The sequence below is a fragment of the Priestia sp. FW507-14D1A genome (assembly GCF_058781295.1).
Window position 1 is genome coordinate 36456 of sequence record NZ_JBYSWQ010000006.1, and the last position, 18022, is coordinate 54477.

16 protein-coding genes are annotated in these 18022 nt (G+C 38.2%); 5 read left to right on the forward strand and 11 right to left on the reverse strand.

Annotated features, from left to right (window positions below; genetic code table 11):
* Positions 1 to 261: 261 nt before the first annotated feature.
* Entirely contained in the window at positions 262 to 585 is a 324-nt protein-coding gene (locus AC3WJG_RS19700; RefSeq protein ID WP_028408823.1) for a winged helix-turn-helix transcriptional regulator, read from the forward strand.
* A 118-nt stretch (positions 586 to 703) separates the two neighbouring features.
* On the opposite strand, the gene AC3WJG_RS19705 is transcribed toward AC3WJG_RS19700, so the two are convergent.
* The 4 genes from AC3WJG_RS19705 to AC3WJG_RS19720 all read right to left on the reverse strand — a co-directional run bounded on the left by AC3WJG_RS19705 (position 704) and on the right by AC3WJG_RS19720 (position 5989).
* A complete protein-coding gene (locus AC3WJG_RS19705) occupies positions 704 to 1912 on the reverse strand; it encodes an MFS transporter (RefSeq protein ID WP_102813123.1) in 1209 nt (402 codons plus the stop codon).
* A 336-nt stretch (positions 1913 to 2248) separates the two neighbouring features.
* Positions 2249 to 3304 (reverse strand): tartrate dehydrogenase, encoded by a 1056-nt coding sequence (locus tag AC3WJG_RS19710; protein WP_102813122.1) that lies wholly within the window; start codon positions 3302 to 3304, stop codon positions 2249 to 2251.
* Positions 3305 to 3452: 148 nt separating this feature from the next.
* Positions 3453 to 4952: a glucose-6-phosphate dehydrogenase gene (zwf, locus tag AC3WJG_RS19715; RefSeq protein WP_180976329.1), complete on the reverse strand. Its 1500-nt coding sequence runs from the start codon at positions 4950 to 4952 to the stop codon at positions 3453 to 3455.
* A 125-nt stretch (positions 4953 to 5077) separates the two neighbouring features.
* The gene (locus tag AC3WJG_RS19720) at positions 5078 to 5989 is read right to left on the reverse strand and encodes an AEC family transporter (protein WP_025752008.1); all 912 of its coding nucleotides are present in this window, start codon (positions 5987 to 5989) and stop codon (positions 5078 to 5080) included.
* 291 nt (positions 5990 to 6280) lie between these two features.
* Between AC3WJG_RS19720 and AC3WJG_RS19725 the strand changes: the two genes are divergently transcribed.
* Entirely contained in the window at positions 6281 to 7798 is a 1518-nt protein-coding gene (locus tag AC3WJG_RS19725) for an alpha/beta hydrolase (protein ID WP_337134060.1), read from the forward strand.
* A 325-nt stretch (positions 7799 to 8123) separates the two neighbouring features.
* Here AC3WJG_RS19725 and AC3WJG_RS19730 read toward each other — a convergent pair whose 3' ends face one another.
* Positions 8124 to 8813 carry a DUF421 domain-containing protein gene (locus tag AC3WJG_RS19730; protein ID WP_225049775.1) on the reverse strand — a complete coding sequence of 230 codons (690 nt, stop codon included), beginning with the start codon at positions 8811 to 8813 and terminating at the stop codon, positions 8124 to 8126.
* A gap of 135 nt (positions 8814 to 8948) precedes the next feature.
* Here AC3WJG_RS19730 and AC3WJG_RS19735 point away from each other — a divergent pair, with 135 nt between their 5' ends.
* Positions 8949 to 9578: an NUDIX hydrolase gene (locus AC3WJG_RS19735; RefSeq protein WP_102813117.1), complete on the forward strand. Its 630-nt coding sequence runs from the start codon at positions 8949 to 8951 to the stop codon at positions 9576 to 9578.
* 4 nt (positions 9579 to 9582) lie between these two features.
* Here AC3WJG_RS19735 and AC3WJG_RS19740 read toward each other — a convergent pair whose 3' ends face one another.
* From AC3WJG_RS19740 to AC3WJG_RS19755, 4 genes are all read right to left on the reverse strand, one after another.
* The gene (locus tag AC3WJG_RS19740; RefSeq protein WP_272801475.1) at positions 9583 to 9981 is read right to left on the reverse strand and encodes a PaaI family thioesterase; all 399 of its coding nucleotides are present in this window, start codon (positions 9979 to 9981) and stop codon (positions 9583 to 9585) included.
* A gap of 113 nt (positions 9982 to 10094) precedes the next feature.
* The gene (locus AC3WJG_RS19745) at positions 10095 to 12248 is read right to left on the reverse strand and encodes a DNA topoisomerase III (RefSeq protein ID WP_221840408.1); all 2154 of its coding nucleotides are present in this window, start codon (positions 12246 to 12248) and stop codon (positions 10095 to 10097) included.
* 265 nt (positions 12249 to 12513) lie between these two features.
* Positions 12514 to 13812 carry an arsenic transporter gene (locus AC3WJG_RS19750; RefSeq protein ID WP_337134061.1) on the reverse strand — a complete coding sequence of 433 codons (1299 nt, stop codon included), beginning with the start codon at positions 13810 to 13812 and terminating at the stop codon, positions 12514 to 12516.
* A 15-nt stretch (positions 13813 to 13827) separates the two neighbouring features.
* Positions 13828 to 14178 carry an ArsR/SmtB family transcription factor gene (locus tag AC3WJG_RS19755; RefSeq protein ID WP_013056623.1) on the reverse strand — a complete coding sequence of 117 codons (351 nt, stop codon included), beginning with the start codon at positions 14176 to 14178 and terminating at the stop codon, positions 13828 to 13830.
* Between the two features lie 289 nt (positions 14179 to 14467).
* On the opposite strand from AC3WJG_RS19755, the gene AC3WJG_RS19760 reads away from it, so the two are divergent.
* On the forward strand, positions 14468 to 15154 hold the full coding sequence (locus tag AC3WJG_RS19760; RefSeq protein ID WP_337134062.1) for a hypothetical protein: 687 nt from the start codon (positions 14468 to 14470) through the stop codon (positions 15152 to 15154).
* Between the two features lie 72 nt (positions 15155 to 15226).
* Positions 15227 to 15622, forward strand: coding sequence for a hypothetical protein (locus tag AC3WJG_RS19765; RefSeq protein ID WP_492588500.1), 396 nt, complete (start codon positions 15227 to 15229; stop codon positions 15620 to 15622).
* 451 nt (positions 15623 to 16073) lie between these two features.
* On the opposite strand, the gene AC3WJG_RS19770 is transcribed toward AC3WJG_RS19765, so the two are convergent.
* Positions 16074 to 16850: a YibE/F family protein gene (locus AC3WJG_RS19770; protein WP_102813112.1), complete on the reverse strand. Its 777-nt coding sequence runs from the start codon at positions 16848 to 16850 to the stop codon at positions 16074 to 16076.
* Positions 16847 to 18010 (reverse strand): YibE/F family protein, encoded by a 1164-nt coding sequence (locus AC3WJG_RS19775; RefSeq protein ID WP_285850146.1) that lies wholly within the window; start codon positions 18008 to 18010, stop codon positions 16847 to 16849. Before AC3WJG_RS19775 ends, AC3WJG_RS19770 begins: the two co-directional genes overlap by 4 nt.
* Positions 18011 to 18022 lie beyond the last annotated feature (12 nt).

Below are 18022 nucleotides of genomic sequence, written 5' to 3' on the forward strand. Positions count from 1 at the left end.
TATCTTTTTTAATTGATGTATCAGCTTACTAAAAGTAAGTAACTTTACTTGCTTAAAGTATTATATGACGATAAATTTATCTTGTAAAGCTTTTATGCTCTATTTGTTACTTTTAGTAATTAACTTCCTTAATTATATAAATTATATAATCAAAACGTAAAAACGTAAAGTAATTTATATTCTTTAAGTAATTAAATTACACAACACTAGATAAAATGCTGACTTTGTTTTATAATATAGGAAGAGAATGGAGGTAATAACATGGACGGTTTAGCACTCTGCCCGCGTTTTGAAAAGGCTGTTACTATACTAACGAAACGTTGGACGAGTTTGATCATTTTTCAGCTGCTTTCCGGATCACAGCGGTTTTCTCAAATGCAAGAAGCACTTCCAGTAAGCGGAAGGCTCTTATCCGAGCGCTTAAAAGAACTAGAGCATGAAGGAATCGTCATTCGTACGGTTATTCCGGAAACTCCAGTTCGAATCGAGTATTCATTATCCAACAAAGGATTAGCACTAGCGCCGGTAATTCAGGAAATTCAGACATGGTCCAGTGAGTGGATTACAAAAGAAGAAGTGGAATAAAAGAAATCTCTAAAGAAATCAGAAGGGCTTCTATATCGATATGCTCACAGCCGTTTTCTTTAGAGCTCTATAAATAAAAAAGGCATGCTCCCCTTGAGCACGCCTTTTTTTATTTATGTTATTTTCCTAATGATTCATTTTGAGAAATAATGCGCTGTTTCTGGCTTTTTCGGCCGTGCAATACAAGGTATACTGCTATAGCTAAAAGAGCAACAACAGAACAGAATACATACATTCCTTTATACCCGGCTGTTGTGGATAAAATGCCTAATAAAAAGGACCCTAAACCCATTCCAGAGTCAAAAAACACAAAAAACGTAGCTGTGGCGACACCTCGGCGATGAGGAGAAGCTTTTTTTACAGCAATGGATTGAAAACTTGATGTAATCGTTCCAAAGCCTAATCCAATCAATGCTCCAGCTAATAAAAACAACCAGCTTGTCGTCGCTTGGCTAAGTAAAAAGATACCGATGGCTAAAGATAAAATGGACGGATATACCACGCTGTTTTCTCCGTATTGATCAAACCATTTTCCAGTAAAAGGTCTAGAAGCTAATAAGCACACCGCGTATACAACAAAGAAAAAGCTTGAAGCTTGCGTAAAGCCCATTTCTTTTGCATAAATAGACACAAACGAAATAACACTTGCATATGAAAAAGCTACCACAAGGCCAGCAACAGAAATAGGCAGCGAACGGTATTCAAAAAACGCCGCAAGACCTTTAGCTGGCTGTATTTCATTTGTTGCAGAAGAAGCTTGCACCTCAGGTACACGAAGTACTAGACTGCATAATACTGCTAAAACAGAAGATACAACCGCAACGGTAAAAACCGCTGTATGACTCAAAGTATTTGTTAACGTTAAGCCTACAAACGGACCTACTACCATCGCTAAGTTCATGAACGTCGCATAGTACCCCATCCCTTCGCCTTTTCTCTGTTCTGGGATTACATTTGCAACGATTGCTCCTGTAGCAGTTGTGCTCATTCCAAAACCAATACCATGAAGCACACGCAGCAGCAGCAGCGCAGATAATGAGTGAATATTCATATATAAAATAGAACCAATTAAAAAGATAAAGACACCTATCAATAGCACTTTCTTTTGTCCTAATGTTGTCATCCACTTACCGGCTAGCGGTCTGAACACAATACCGGACACTAAAAAAATTGTCACAATTAACCCTAGGCTTTGTTTACTTGCATGAAGTTCATCTGTTGCAAACAGCGGCAATGTGACAGTTAACATATAAAAAATGACAAAAACAAAAAAGCTGGTCAATGAGACCGCTAAAAAATCTTTTGTCCATAATTTCGATTTCTGCATGATTTTCCTCCTTTTATTTGTTTATTCGTATCTATTTATTAAAACAAACTAAATCATAGTCTAGAAATAATATGTATACGAATTATCTCAACTCAAACTATTATAGGGGTCATATATGTAAGTGTCAACATGTATTTATCGATTTTGATTTCCATGCAAGAATTCGCTTTTCGCGCAGGAGTCTTCGTCTTGCCCTTCGATCAACTGCTAGAAAGCCCTACACACACGAAACCTGCGTTTACCACAAAAAAAACAAACCATGAATCAAACACTTTGATCAATGGTTCGTTTTTCACTTCGTCTAATATTCTTTTGTCCTAGCCTCTTTTAGAACCTTCACTTCTTTAAATGAGAAATAATTTGATCCGTTACTTCACTAGTAGTTGCGCTGCCTCCCACATCTGGTGTAATGATGCCCGATTCCGTCACTTGTTCAATAACCTCTAACAAATGACTGCCTAATTCTTGTTCACCGAAATGATCCAACATCATTTTAGCCGTCCAAATCTGTCCGATTGGGTTTGCAATGCCTTTTCCGACAATATCAGGAGCAGACCCGTGCACCGGTTCAAACATCGAAGGATATTTTCCGTTCACATTAATATTTGCAGCAGGAGCAACGCCAATACTCCCCATAATAGCAGCTCCGATATCTGTTAAAATATCTCCAAATAAATTACTTGCCACAATTACATCAAAACGACTTGGATTTGTAACGAAAAAAGCAGCCAGCGCATCGATGTGCTGTGAGTCTGTTTCAATATGAGGATAACTCTTTGCAACATCTTGAAACACTTCGTCCCAAAACGGCATGGAATGAACAATTCCATTTGACTTCGTTGCGCTTGTAACTTTCGCTTTTCTTTTAGAAGCTAATTCAAATGCGTAGCGCATCGCTCGTTCTGTTCCTTTTCGAGAAAAAACCGCATTTTGAATAGAAATTTGATCTTCTCCTTGATAAATCCGGCCTCCTACTTCACTGTATTCTCCTTCACTATTTTCACGAACAACAATTAAATCAAAATCTTTTGGGTTCGTTAGTGGAGATGCGATGCCTTTTAACCTCTTGGCTGGACGAATATTAATTACCTGCTGAAATTCTCGACGAATCTTAATGAGCAGACCCCATAGCGAAACGTGATCTGGCACAAGATTTAAATTTCCTACGGCTCCTAAAAAAATTCCGTCAAAGTCTTGAAGCTGCTTTAGCCCATCTTCCGGCATCATATGTCCGTACTTCAAATAATAATCACAGCTCCAAGGAAATTCTGTAAATTCAAATTTTAATCCCCCGTGAAGATCTGCAATCGTACGAAGGACTCTAACCGCCTCCGGCACAACTTCTTTTCCTACTCCATCTCCTGGTATGTTCGCTATTTTTAACGTTTTCATCAAAAATCCCCCTGCGTCTTTTTATATTAATCTCTACACAATACTTCATGCATCTACTCTTTTGATTATACGCAGGGAACATAAGAGCCTCAAGAAAATTCAGAATATACAAAGTATGAAAAAGACACCCCTGAAAGAGATGTCTTTATTAAATCGGTAAAAACACTCCAGGTGCTTCTCCATGTTCATCGTCATCGAGCCACCATTTAAAGCCTTCTTGTGCAACTAATTTTTGCGCTTCTTCAGGACCTTGTGAGCCGGATGGATATTCATAAAGAGGCAGCATGTCAGCTTCAAATGCATCTAATACAGGCTGCACCCATTGCCAAGACAGCTCTACTTCTTTCCAATGGGCAAAAAATGTGGAGTCGCCAATTAATGCGTCGTAAATAATTCGTTCATATGCTTCTGGCACACTTTCTTCTTCTCGTGAAAACGTAATACGAACCGGCTCAATAACACCATTTTTTAATGGATTTTTGCTGTTAAGCTGCAAAGCGACGTTTTCACTTGGACTAATTTCAATAATAAATAAGTTTGGTGCTACTTTGTCATAAGGAGTTTCATACAGACCTTTTAAAGAATCTTTAAACTCTACGACGATACGAGTTGATTTTTCTTTCATTCGTTTGCCCGTTCGAATATAAAAAGGAACGCCTTTCCAAAATGGATTATCGATCCATAAACGTGCTGCCATAAACGTATCATTTTTAGAGTCTGCTTCTACGCCAGGCTCTTCTTTGTATCCTCTAACAGATTTGTGATCGATTTCTCCGCTTCCGTATTGCCCTCGTACAACATCGCGAGCTACTTCTTCCGCTTGAATTTTCCTCAGTGACTGCATTACTTTTTGCTTTTCTTCTAAAATGTTTTCTGAGCAAATTCGTTTCGGAAGATGCATAGCTGTCATCATGAGAACCTGCAGCATATGATTTTGAATCATGTCGCGTATGGCCCCCGTATGATCATAATACCCTGCACGATTTTCAACACCGACTGTTTCACTTGCCGTAATTTGTACGTTCGCAATGTGTTTGTTATTCCACAATGATTGCAGCACAGGGTTCGTAAATTCAAGCGCTTCTAAATTTTGCACCATCGGTTTACCTAAATAATGATCAATTCGATAAATTTCTTCTTCTTTAAACGTACTGCTTAGCTTCTCATTAAGCTCTCTTGCTGAAACAAGATCATGTCCAAACGGCTTTTCAATCATTAGACGCTTCCAGCCGCTGGTTTGATCTAAGCCGCTTTTTTTTATATGCAAAGCAATTACATCGAAATATTCGGGTGCTACGGACAAATAAAACAAACGATTTCCTTTACTTCCATGAGTTGTTTCTTGCTCATTCACAACCTTTAATAGCTGTTTGTAATCTTCTGTTTTGCTTGCATCTACTGCTTGATAATGAAACAGAGACAAAAAATCTTCCTCATTACTTTCCATTTTCCGTCTCGAAAAATCGTTTACAGATTGCTTTACACGCTCTTTAAAATCCTCATGAGACATCTGCTCGTACCCCGATCCAATAATAGAAATAGCATCAGGGAGCTTTTTGTCTGTAAATAAATTATAAAGAGCAGGAAAGATTTTTCTTTTTGCTAAATCACCCGTTGCGCCAAATAAAACAAAAGTTAAGGACTCCACTTTTTTTCCTCCCGTCAGGTTGTATGTATGATGGATTTTCTCTTCTCCTAGCTTACCTCTGTTTATTTGGGAATATCCTTTTTTCATCAAAAAGGACGCTCACAAGTGCGAGCGTCCTCAGTTATTTACATTAAAATGTTTGTCATTCCCCACAGCAGCAAAAAACTTAGCAAAATGGTCATATTTGACACGGTGCCGACAAATTTTTGATCGTATTTGAATTCTACTGCGTAAGGTAAAACTGAGCCCGCTACCGGTAGAATGAAGCAAACTAAGATTGTATACCGAAACATATCTTCAAACGGAAGCAGGAAAAACAGCGCAATCCCTACGCCAAGTCCAATCACGTAGCGGATGCTTAAAAACATGATAATTTTTTTCAAATAGCTTTTTTGGAATGAAAAATTTAAGTATACGCCTAAAAGCAAAAGAGAAAGCGGCATATTCGCTTTCGAGATAATGCCTGAAACGTCTAATACGTATGATGGTAAATGAATGCCTATAATCGCAAGAAGACAAATGATTACATAGGTAAGAAGCGGCATTGATTTTAATACTTTATATAAAATCTTTTTAAATTCAATGTCGATATCATCCCCAGAGTAGTAGCTGCCAATCACATAGCATAAAACAAAAATAACAAAGGCATTTCCGACATCAAACATACCAAAATATTTAAGCCCTTCTTTTCCCCAGATGCCTTCTACTAGTGGATAAGCAAACATTCCAATATTAAATCCTGGAATCATCATCGTCAGCATGCCTTTCACTTTTCTTTCATCTTTTCGAAAAACAAAAATCCCTACCGCAGCTAACAATAAGCCATAGACAATCCCAATAACTAATAGTAAGATAAGCGATCCATCAATTTTAATACTGCTGAATGTGACAATAATTAAGCAAGGCATTGTAATATTAAAAATAATTCTGGCTAAAGCTTCCCCGTCTTTTTGCTGAAGGAGGTTTGTTCGTTTTAGTATGTATCCTAATAGAATGATTGTAACGGAATACAAAAACTGACTGTTAAAGCTGCTCATAGACCTACTCCCTTGCCCTCTAAGATAAACGTTTTATAGAAACGTTCTTCATATCTTTTATACTTATTTAATCGATTGTTTTACCCTGTCTTTTTTAATCCTTTTTTCATTATAATATAAGCAGCTTAAAAAGAAACTAGAGAATTGGATGCAGTTTACCTGTTTGTTAGACAAGAACAGCTTAGAAACAAATGAAAAAACTTTCCTCCAAACTGATTTTAAAACAGGACATTTTTCTTTTTTATGGAATTCACTTAAAAGGTATGAGTATTTTTATGAGGAGGAAGAAATGTGAAACGAAAAATGATAGCGCTTACTTTTTCTGCTACTCTTTGTTTTTCAGCTTCAGGATCTCTTGCTGAAGCTTCTAACAACACAGATGTAATCCCAAATGCTGATCAGTCGGCAGAAACCTATTTTGACGGAGCGAACGGGAATTGGCTCACCACTAAAAACCCCGCTCAATATCAGCAGGCCACGCTCTATGGCAATATTGGGCTTACTCCTTATAACTGGGGAAAACCTGAAGATGGATCGGGCTGGTATCGAATCAATCAGCCCGCTGAGGTCAAAGGAACGCAAGTAAATGGCATTTTTGAAGACGCTCAGTTCGTCATCCGTGTTCCTGATAACTGGAACGGAAAACTTGTGGTAGCTGGCATTCCTGCCACGCGCAACGAAACGTCCACCGATTTATTATTCAGCGATTACGTTCTTAAAAAAGGCTATGCATTTGCAGCCACCGATAAAGGAACGCAAGGAGAAAGTGACCCTACCGATCCTTTTGCTAAAGTAAAAAATGCACTCGCTAACGACGACGACAGCGTAGCAGAATGGAATATGCGCTATCGTCAATTGACAAAAGCTGCCCAGCAATACTTAACTACTCATTATTCGGATAAGCTAATCAACCCGTCCAATCGAAAAAACCCTGCAAGCGATTTGATTCGAAACAATCATAAAGTACCAACTTATGCAATTGGCATTTCAAACGGTGGATACGTTGTCAGATACGCACTTGAACACGATGATCCAAAACAAACAAAAGAGCCTCGTTTATTTGATGGAGGCGTCGATTGGGAAGGCGTATTATGGAGTTCAAAAGCGCCAAATTTAATTAGCTCACTAACACCTGTTGTCAACAACGCAGAAGAAGCGCTGTACGGAACGGGCAAAGAACAGAAAAAAGCCATGAAACAAATGTACAAAGCAGGTCTTCCGAAAGGATCAGAAAAATTGTGGAATTATCATGATCAAGTGTACTGGGCGGTCACATTAAACATTTACCGTGATCACTTTGATCCAACTGCTCCAGGAAGAACAAACTGGCACAACTATTTAAACTTTACTTCAGCAGGTCTACGTGATCGCTCATGGGATTATATCTTTGAAAATTATCGCTATCAAACCCGTCCAAAAAGTGTAAAAGAAAATGTAGCAAAAGTAGAAAATACGGGTGATATCGATGTACCTCTTATCAGTATGGCCGGCTCTCTCGATTCACTTATCTTCCCGTCTATTCACGCGGAAGGCTATGAAAAACTTGTTAAAAAAGCTGGCAAAGCAAATCTTCATCGTCTCTATACCGTTAAAAACGGAAATCACGTTGACAGCTTAGTATGGAATAAACAAACGGATCCAAATCAAGAGCTTCAGCCTCTGCTTCCATATGCCCATCAATCTTTTGATTTGTTAGTAGACTGGGTGGAAAATAAAAAAGCTGCACCTGCAAGTAAAGATATTAAAGCACCTCAAAATAACCTTAAAGTAATGGACATAAAATCCGGACAAGAAGTAGATCCACGCTAAGGTTGAAACATAACTAAATGAATCCAACCTAAAGACGAACAAATGAGATACATGAGCTAGACTGCTTATTACACCGCAGTTGATTTCCGTGCAAGGCTTCGCTTTCCGCGGGCGGTCGCTGAGCCTCCTCGTCGCTTGCGCTCCTGCGGGTCTCATCTGTTCCGTTTTCTTTCCCCGCAGGAGTCTTCGCCTTGCCCTCCAATCAACTGCTAGAAGGAACGAAACAGATAATACTATGTTCACAATCACAAAAAACGAACCACTAATCAAACATGTTGATTAATGGTTCGTTTTTCACTTGGGCTAAAATACTTTTCTCTCAGCTTCAGTCTTCATAATAATCAAGATACAAATGACCTGCTGAATCTGCTTGGCCTAAAAATACCTTATCGGCTGCAGCACCTTTCTTTTGGAGCTGCTCTTTAACCCATGCTACGCTATATCCTAGCTCATGAACGGCTTCTTTCATTATATTTCCGTCCATGATAATCGTTTGAGGTAATCGTGTCGCCTCTCCTTTTATTAATAAATCTTCTCTCGTAACGTTTTGCTTTTCTTTTTTTAACAGCACGCTTAATTCCCCGTTGGTTTCGAGCATAGCAAAAGCGACGTCTTCCACATAAAAGATGTCTTTTTTGCGAAGCTGCTCCATGAGCTCATCTACTGTATATTTTTCTTTTTTTACATTTCCCTCAAGAATTTTTCCTTCTTTAATGAGGATTGTTGTTGTCCCTTCCACCGCTTTTCGAAAGCTTATACTTTTTAACGATACGTTTGATACAAAAATAAGAAACGATGCCCACACTAAAATCGCTACTACACCATGACTTGCCTGTAGATCTACATCCATTGAAATTGTTCCTGCAATATCTCCAATCGTAATGCCAACGATATATTCAAAAAAAGAAAGTTTGGATAACTGTTTTTTCCCTAACAGCTTTGTAATAAAAAACAAGCCAAGTAAAATCAACACTGAACGAAGTACCACTTCCATCCAATGATTCAACGCATGCACCTTCTTTACTAAAATTAATGTATCCTTTATTTTGTGCACATTTATATGGATCAAAGCAGATTTTCACCTTCCATTATTTACATACCTTTCATGGCAGGTTAGAGTAGAAAGAAGTAGGAAACAAATGGGGGTTTTATGATGAACGATGAAGTGCTAACCGTATTTAACGACCAACAGGAGCGCATAGGAACAGCGTCTCGCAAAGAAGTTCACGAAAAAGGTTATTGGCACGAAGCGTTTCACTGCTGGTTTGTCAGCCGTGAAAATGATACAGACTATATTTATTTTCAAATTCGAAGCGAACAAAAACAAGATTACCCCGGCGCACTTGACATCACAGCTGCCGGACATTTGCTTCATACAGAAACCGCTGAGGACGGTGTAAGAGAAATTCACGAAGAGCTCGGCGTCAACATTTCATTTGATGAATTGCTTCCTTTAGATGTCTTTAAATACGAAGTATCTCAGCCGCACTATGTTGATAAAGAATTTTCACATATATTTTTATACTACAGCTCTCACCCTCTTAGTGCGTTTACGTTGCAGCAAGAAGAAGTATCAGGACTTGTAAAAACGTCTTTTTCTCACTTTTGCGAACTGTGGCTTGGAAATCAAACAGAACTGATCATTGAAGGGATAACAAATAAAAAAGAGCCTATTCACCGTACAGCACATAAAAGTGAATTGGCTCCCCATCCCGAAGCTTACTATAAAAAAATCATTGCATGTATTAGTCAGCACCTGCATTCAGCAGAAAAAGCTTAGAATCCTAAGCTTTTTCTGCTGAAAAAATCATATATGTTGCACTGCCAAGCGCAACAAGCTTGCCGCTGCTGTCTTCAATTTTCACTTCTCCAACAGCCAGCGTTTTGCCACGATGAGACAGTGTGGATTTAGCAACTAGATAATCGCCTATACCCGGCCTTGTGTAATTTACTTTTAATTCAACTGTACTGGCACTTTCCTCCTCAGAAAGAGAAGACCGCACAGCTGAACCAACCGCCGCGTCGATAAGCGTAGCAATAACGCCTCCATGAACCGTTCCTCTTCCTTGCAGAAGCTGCGGCTGAATCGTGATTTTTAACTCCGCATATCCTTTATCAAGCAGCGTTTCTTCAATGCCAATATAATCCCAAAACGGAATCATCCCTTTACTCGTTCGTTTCATCAATCTCATCCTTTGCATAAATAAGCTATGTAAGAACTTCTAGAAAAGCTGGAGAAATCCTGTTTCTTTGCATGCAAAAAGCGCCTGCTCTTTAGCAAACGCTTTTTATCCCTCTATTTTTCAAATAAAAACTGCACTTTGTTTTCTTTCCATTCTAACTTAGCGTTAAAGGTCTTATCGCCTTTTTTAAAACCTTCAATCAAATCTGTCTGTCCTTCGCTCAACAGTTTTTTTAAATTAGCCTGCGTAACTGTTTTACCTAAAATCTTTTTCGATACGGTAAACGTGCATTTTGTTTTTGTATAGTTTGAGCATCCGTAAAATGAGCCTTTATCCACTACTTTTCCATCGCAAAGCCTACACGAACCAAACGATTTAGAAGAAAAGCTTTTACCTTTGCCCTTGCCTTTTCGCTGAATGGATTCAGTGTCGTATCCGCTGAAGTTCCACTTACTTTCTGCTTCGACAGCGTCTTCGATAATTTTAGCTGACAGCTTTTTTGTTTGTTCCATAAAAGCAGCGGCCGATGCTGTTCCTTCTCCAATTTCAGCTAGACGCTGCTCCCACTTAGCCGTCATTTCTGGTGAAGCTAAAATTTTATCGCCAATCGCGTCAATCAATACCTTTCCTTTATCAGTCGCAAACACTTGGTTTTTTTTCACATCAATATATTTACGGTCTTTAAGCATTGTAATGATTCCCGCACGCGTAGCTTCAGTCCCTAACCCTTCTGATTTTGCTAAAATCTTCTCCAGCTCGTCATTATCCAAATGCTTGCCAGCTGTCTTCATCAGTGTAATCAACTGACCTTCTGTGTAGCGTTTTGGAGGCTGTGTTTTACCTTCTTTTACGTCTACTTTAATAACTTTTCCTTCTTCGCCTTCTTGAACATTTGGAAGAATAACGTCGTCGTCTTTCTCGTTTTGAAAAATTACTTTACGCCAGCCTTCTTGGATTTGCTGCTTTCCTTTTGAAATAAAAGCTGCCCGCTTTTCCACGAGTGTCGTAATCGTTGTATAGTCGAAAATCGCTTTTTCATAGTGTGCCGCAATTAGACGTCTTACGACTAAGTCGTAAATTTTCTGTTCGTCTCCTGACAGTTTGCTAGGGTCCTTCACTTGTTCCGTTGGAATAATCGCGTAGTGATCGCTTACTTTTTTTGCATTTACATAGCGTTTATTTCCCAGGACTGAAGAGTAAGGAAGCGGAAATAAATGTTCGTATTCAGAAAAAGCACTCAGCTTTTCTAAAATCTCAGGAAACGTTTCGGCTTCTCCTTCTGTTACGTAGTTTGAGTCTGATCTTGGATAAGAAACAATCCCTTTCTGATACAGCCCTTGCAGCACATCAAGCGTCTTTTTAGGAGAAAACTTAAACGCTTTATTCGCCGTTGCTTGAAGTGATGATAAGTTAAATAATAAAGGCGGCTGGAACTCTTTTCGCTCCGTGACGAGTTCATGAACTTCCGCGTCTTTTCCTTCGCAAAACTGAGCAATTTTATACGCCATTTCTTTTTCTTTAAGACGCGACTCTCCGTCTTGATGCCATTTGCCTTCATACTTCTTTCCTTCAATATCAAACTTAGCAAGCACTTCCCAAAAAGGCTCTGATTTAAAGTTATCAATTTCCTTTTCACGCTTTACGATCAAAGCAAGCGTTGGCGTCTGCACGCGCCCCGCTGAAAAAACATCTGACATGCCGTGCTTTTTTAACAAAATGCTATACACCCGTGAAGCATTCATCCCAACGACCCAATCCGCACATGCTCTTGTATATGCTTCATAATAAAGGTTACGCGTATCGCTTTCGTCTTTTAACTGTTGAAACCCATCATAAATGGCCTTTGGCGTTAAAGAAGAAATCCACAATCGCTTCATCGGCTTATGCACACCTGAGAGCTGAATGATATTACGAACAATCAATTCTCCTTCACGCCCCGCATCTCCCGCGTGAATAATTTCTGTGACCGTCGGCTTTTTAAGCAGTTTTTTTACCACTTGAAACTGCTTAGCTTTTGAGCGCGTCACTTCATATTGAAAGCGGTCTGGAATCATCGGCAGCGTGTCAATTGACCACTTTTTCCACTCCGGCTTATAATCTTCCGGACTTACAAGCTGACATAAATGCCCCACTGCCCACGTCACATACGCTCCGTCTGTAAATACTTCATTCGGTGGAATCTCTAAATAGCCGTCGTGACGCTTCGGCTTAAACTGTGAAGCTAGAGTCGATCCTTGATCCGGCTTTTCTGCAATAATTAACTTCATGTATTTAATCACCTTACATTTCAAATTTCCATGTGAAACTTAGTCAGTTTTATTATTTTATCATAGAAAGAGCTGTTGGAGTATGAATGAGGAGAAAAGTAGTTTAGATGAGAGATACCTATCTCATTTTAAAAACGTGTCGCTGTCCGTTATAGCTTTTCAATAAAAAAGCTGTAGATCATTTTCTACAGCTTTGATACGTATCTGAATTTTTCTGGAAACAGTCATTATCATATCGACTAAAACAAATCTCCTTTAGGACGTGTTATGAAATAATCAATAACCAAATATACAAACCAACAAGCGTAATAAACAATGTCGGAATCGTTAAGATAATACCCGTTTTAAGATACGTTCCCCATGAAATCTTCACGCCTTTTGTTGAAAGAACATGAAGCCATAAAAGCGTCGCTAAAGAACCAATCGGGGTAATTTTCGGACCTAAATCCGATCCAATAACGTTTGCATAAATCAGCGCTTCCTTGATTATTCCAGCTGCGTGTGTTGCATTGATTGCTAGTGCATCAATCATAACGGTTGGCATATTGTTCATAATCGATGAAAGAATAGCGGCAGTGAATCCCATACCAATTGTTGCTGCAAACAGTCCATGACTAGCCGTTGCTTGGATCACATCAGCCAGAATTTCTGTTAAACCGGCATTACGCAAGCCGTATACAACAACATACATGCCGATAGAGAAAAAGACAATCGCCCATGGAGCTCCCCGTAACACTTTTTTTGTATGAACCGCTCGGCTTTTTTTGGCCATCATCAAAAACAGAATAGCAATGGTGCCTGCAATAATCGAAACAGGGACGCTAAAGAATTCTCCAATTAAATAGCCTAGCACTAACAAAACTAAGACAATTCCGGATAACCTAAACATCTTTTCATCTTTGATGGCATCCACTGGCTTCTGCAAATCTGCTACATTGTATTTCTTAGGAATCCTTTTGCGGAAATACAGATATAAGACCATAATACTTGCAAACAGAGAAACCAAATCTGGAACAATCATGCGTGATGCAAATTCAGAAAAGCTAATACCAAAGAAGTCGGCTGATACGATATTTACTAAGTTACTAACAACAAGGGGCAGCGACGTTGTATCTGCAATAAATCCACTTGCGATAATAAACGGAAAAACCATTTTATCGTCGAACTTTAATGCCCGAACCATGGCTAGTACAATGGGTGTTAAAATCAGCGCTGCTCCGTCATTAGCAAATAACGCTGCTACAACGGCTCCAAGAAGAGACACGTAAACAAACATACGCACGCCATTACCGCCTGCAGCTCTAGCCATATGAAGCGCTGCCCATTCAAAGAAACCAATTTCATCTAAAATTAAAGAAATAATAATAATAGCAATAAACGTAAGAGTCGCATTCCACACAATGCTGGTTACCTCAAGAACGTCTTGAAAATCAACAACGCCTGCCAGTAAAGCAAGCATAGCTCCCCCGCAAGCCGACCAGCCGATTGATAAATTTTTCGGCTGCCAAATAACAAAAATTAATGTTACTAAAAAAATCAATGATGCTAGTACAACTGATGCCACTTTTTAAACCTCCAATTATTCACAACAACTAATACGCAGTCCTTGTTTTTCCAGCTCTTTTAAACGTTCGTCCTGACTTGGTACAGATTCAAGTATGCCCAGAACAAACTCATAGTACTGGCTTTCTTTATTAAGAGAATAAAAAACCCATTGCCCTTTTCTTCTTTCCTTCACAAGCTCAGCATCTCTTAATTTTCGCAAATGCTGACTAATTGAAGGTTGGCTAGCTTGATAGATATCCACGAACTCACACACACAACATTCATTGTTCTCTATTAATTTCACCATCGAAAGCCTTGTTTTATCTCCCAATAATTTTAAGATTTGAGCTGCCTTTTCAATACTATCTATAGATTTTGTACTCATTAATGAACACCTCCTACTCCCTTTCAGCTGATGTATAAATGGGCTTATGTATTAATGCTTCATTACTATAATTGATTTTTAACTGATTTACAATTTTTTAGTGAACTAAAAGTGATTTAGTAGTTGTTTAAGGATTGGATTTAAGGAATTATTTCCCTACTAATTTAAGTCAAATCTAGCATACGATAATATAGGTACGTTTTCTCGTAAAAATGCTCCTAATGTCCTTGGACAAACATACATACTTATTTTGTCTATCTGAATAAAATATAGAGAAAAATAAGAAAGGATGATTACGATTAAAAAACATTATTCCTATTATAATCCGCAAGATGGTAAATATTATGTAGACAAGCCTTACTCTCTTAGAGACAATAAAGTATCCCCCTCTGCTTCTCCTAAAATCCCTTTGAAAAATACAGCCGACAGAGCTTTTAAAATCCCTGTATTCCTCAGCCACCCTTCTATGCTTAATACTACTCAAACGAGATTTCTTAATCGTTTAATTGATGAAATTGAACGTGCTCTTCTTTTCCCTCGTACACTGCCTGATACAGAGCAATATCCTAATAAAACAATAACAAGCGTTCGCCGAATGATACTTTCTAGCTATGGGTTGATCGCGGTGAATATGCAGCAAGTCTTTGCCAATTATACCATGACGAATATTCCCGGCGGTACACCTCCGCCACCATCATGGGAAGGTGCTCCGTTTTTACAAATAGAGCCAAGCATGGGTTACCAACGAGGCCTGCCTCTACTTCTTATCAAAGAATCAGGTGTCAACAGTATAGGCGTTTGGAATCCAGCAGTAGTTCCTTTCTTTATTATTGAATGGGATTCTACAAAACCGCTTGATGAGTTTTTTAACCGTGTTGAATGGAGAGAAATATTTCAAAACTGGGTGGCTCAAGTGCGAAATGGCTACTTTATTCAAACACAGCCTTCCTATCGATACGGCCCGGATGATCTATAGAAAGAATTTCAACCGAAGAGCACTTTCGAAAGCTGTTTCTATAAAACAAGTTAGAATGCGAGGTGAATATAATTGACTTTAATTAATAGTGGGACATGCGTAGGAGTTCTATATCGAGCTAATGCCGGTGCCTCTTGCAGAAACGGGTACTGTGTTCATAATGGAAGATTAGTAGGCGGCGTCATAAGCTCAAATGCTGGTACCTTAACGGTTACAAGAAGCATCGATAACACAAAGTTACAGACTTATAATGGTATTCTTCTTAGCCACCGAGCCGTAAACCGAACGACAGGGCAAGTCACGCAGCAATATTTGTATTTTAGAAAAAATCAGTTAGAAAAAGTTGAAATTACGCCTTATACGCAATATAGTGATCCTAGTTGTCAAAGAGAGAATCATTATAATATCCGTGATATTATCTATCCTGGTGAATGTGTAGGAATCAGATATCAGATAGGAGATGAATAGCATATAGGAAATGGGCGATATCTATATTGGACAGGCCAAGTGAATCACTGTATATTTGATGAACGTCCGCAAAGTACAAATAGACAATTTTTACGGCAGATTTGGTACGCACATTGGATACTCGATCCAAAAAATGAGCGAAATATTATACACAAAAAAACCTCCAGAGGACCTGGATCTCCAAGAGGTGAACGTAGAATTTATGTGTTTAAAAATCTGCTTCCAGCAAACGGTGAGACCGTCCTTGTAAAAGCTGCTTCTCCTGTAAATTCTGCTTCCTGGCCTTTTCGTATTATCTATCAGTGAGAAAAATAGAGAATAATCCTTCGTTCAACTATAACTCACAGCCTCCATCAGTTGTTTTTTCAACATTCCACAACTAATGTGAATGCCCATCCAAATATTAATGACTACCAGTTGGATGGGCATTTTCTTATGATTTTTCTGTTTTTTATTTGTACATATGGTTCGCTTTTTCTCTTTTTTGTAAAAAAATAGAGGCACTAATCCACGAAGTAATTGGAATAATAATGGCTACACCAATGCCTCCGCTTAAGATAGAAATGACTTCTGCACAAAAGGTTTTTGAATTGATAATATCCCCAAACGAATACGACAATCTCTTAAACCATATAATTAAAGTCAAATATCCCCCTACAAATGCAAAATACAGTGTATTGGTTGTGGTGCCTAAAATATCTCTTCCGATTTTTAGTCCTGAATTGAAGAGATTTTTTTTAGTTACGGACGGATCATGAATAAATAATTCATTCATAGAAGATGAAATAGATAGCGAAATATCAATGATCGCTCCTATGGCTCCCATAATAATTGTACAAATGGCTATTTTAGCAAAGTCAATTCCAACGTAAAGTGAAAAAGCGTTAATTTCTTCTTCTTGTTCTTCTCCAAACCCTTGAATCATGGCATGATGTTCAATGATAAAAATAAAGAGTACTAAAACGGCTAAGGTAATAATCGTTGAAACAAACGCAGCAAGCGTTTTATGATTGAATTTATTAATATAAAATAAATTAATGCAGCTAATGATTGTACAAGCGATCACCGTAACAATAATCGTATTTTTTATAGACAGCATAAAGAGAATGGTTAGAAAAATAACGCCAAAATTCAAGAACAAAGCAAGGAAAGATCTAATTCCTTTTTTTCCGCCCACAATACTCATCAGAATAAATAAAATAAGAGCTAGCAATAGTAAAACGTTCACTTTCTGTTCCCCTTCCTAAAAATAAAAAGAATCGAAAGATAGAGTGTAATTGGAATCGTTAAAACAATGCCAATACTGCCAGTAAGAGCACGGATTAACTCCAAGGAGAAATTCATCGAAAACGTATATCCTAAAGGAGAGCCGTTTTTTAAATAAAGAAGAACCATTGGGATTGTTCCGCTTATATACGAAAAAAATAAAATATTCGTCATAGCTCCCATAATGTCTCCGCCAATTTCCTTACCCGATTTCAGTAAATCTTTGTGCGCTATCTCTTTATTCTTTTCATATAGTTCATAGACAGAAGAAGTAATCGTAATCGCTACATCCATAACAGCTCCTAAAGATCCTATTAATACCTCACTCATAAATATTTTTTGAGGAGGAATCGTCACAAACTCCATTCCTTCATAATGAAGGCCATTAGAATCTGTCAGTTGCATGACACCATACGCGATTAAAAGAGAAACAAATGTACCTATTAAAGTTGAAATAATCGCTACATGCGTTTTTTCTTTATTACCGCTTACTAATAACAAAGAAATAACTGTAAAAAGAACGACAGCTACAATACATACAGCTAGCAAGCTCACATTCCCTAGTGCTAGATATACATTTAAGGCCCCGATTAAAAGTACAATATTAATAAATAAGCTAATGATTGAATAAAAACCTTGTTTTTTTCCAATCGCCAGCAAAATCAGTATAAATAAGCCCGCGACAGCGGTAACCTGCGTGTCCCGCTTCACTCCTTCAATCGTGCCGCTTAAAGCATGCTGTGAATTCTTTTCTAAGGAGACAAAAAGATCTGTTCCGACAGTGTACTTTTGATCATAAGCACCTGAGTATGAGTACGTATTCTCTAAATGGATAAGCTTCCCTTTATATTTTCCGTTCATGATTTTAGCAACAATTTTTTGAGAATATACGGTATCTTTGTTGTGATTTAAATCAGCAGATTTATTTTGTTCTACAACATTCGTCTTCACTACCTCCGCTATCGGTTTTTTATAAAGCGAATAATTGTGGTTTGTTACTATTAGCGCTATACACAAACAGCAAATTCCTAGTATATAGAGAAAGATTTGTTTACGCGATAATTTATTAAACTTTTGCTTCGAAAAAAGATTCCTTATATGCTGGGAATACAGAGGTGACATCACGTAATTCCT

Excerpts from the sequence above, each read along its gene's own strand:
- AC3WJG_RS19700 (WP_028408823.1), top strand. The coding sequence starts at position 262 with ATGGACGGTTTAGCACTCTGCCCGCGTTTTGAAAAGGCTGTTACTATA.
- AC3WJG_RS19705 (WP_102813123.1), bottom strand. The coding sequence starts at position 1,912 with ATGCAGAAATCGAAATTATGGACAAAAGATTTTTTAGCGGTCTCATTG.
- AC3WJG_RS19710 (WP_102813122.1), bottom strand. The coding sequence starts at position 3,304 with ATGAAAACGTTAAAAATAGCGAACATACCAGGAGATGGAGTAGGAAAA.
- AC3WJG_RS19720 (WP_025752008.1), bottom strand. The coding sequence starts at position 5,989 with ATGAGCAGCTTTAACAGTCAGTTTTTGTATTCCGTTACAATCATTCTA.
- AC3WJG_RS19735 (WP_102813117.1), top strand. The coding sequence starts at position 8,949 with ATGATGAACGATGAAGTGCTAACCGTATTTAACGACCAACAGGAGCGC.
- AC3WJG_RS19740 (WP_272801475.1), bottom strand. The coding sequence starts at position 9,981 with ATGAAACGAACGAGTAAAGGGATGATTCCGTTTTGGGATTATATTGGC.
- AC3WJG_RS19745 (WP_221840408.1), bottom strand. The coding sequence starts at position 12,248 with ATGAAGTTAATTATTGCAGAAAAGCCGGATCAAGGATCGACTCTAGCT.
- AC3WJG_RS19755 (WP_013056623.1), bottom strand. The coding sequence starts at position 14,178 with ATGAGTACAAAATCTATAGATAGTATTGAAAAGGCAGCTCAAATCTTA.
- AC3WJG_RS19760 (WP_337134062.1), top strand. The coding sequence starts at position 14,468 with ATGATTACGATTAAAAAACATTATTCCTATTATAATCCGCAAGATGGT.
- AC3WJG_RS19775 (WP_285850146.1), bottom strand. The coding sequence starts at position 18,010 with ATGTCACCTCTGTATTCCCAGCATATAAGGAATCTTTTTTCGAAGCAA.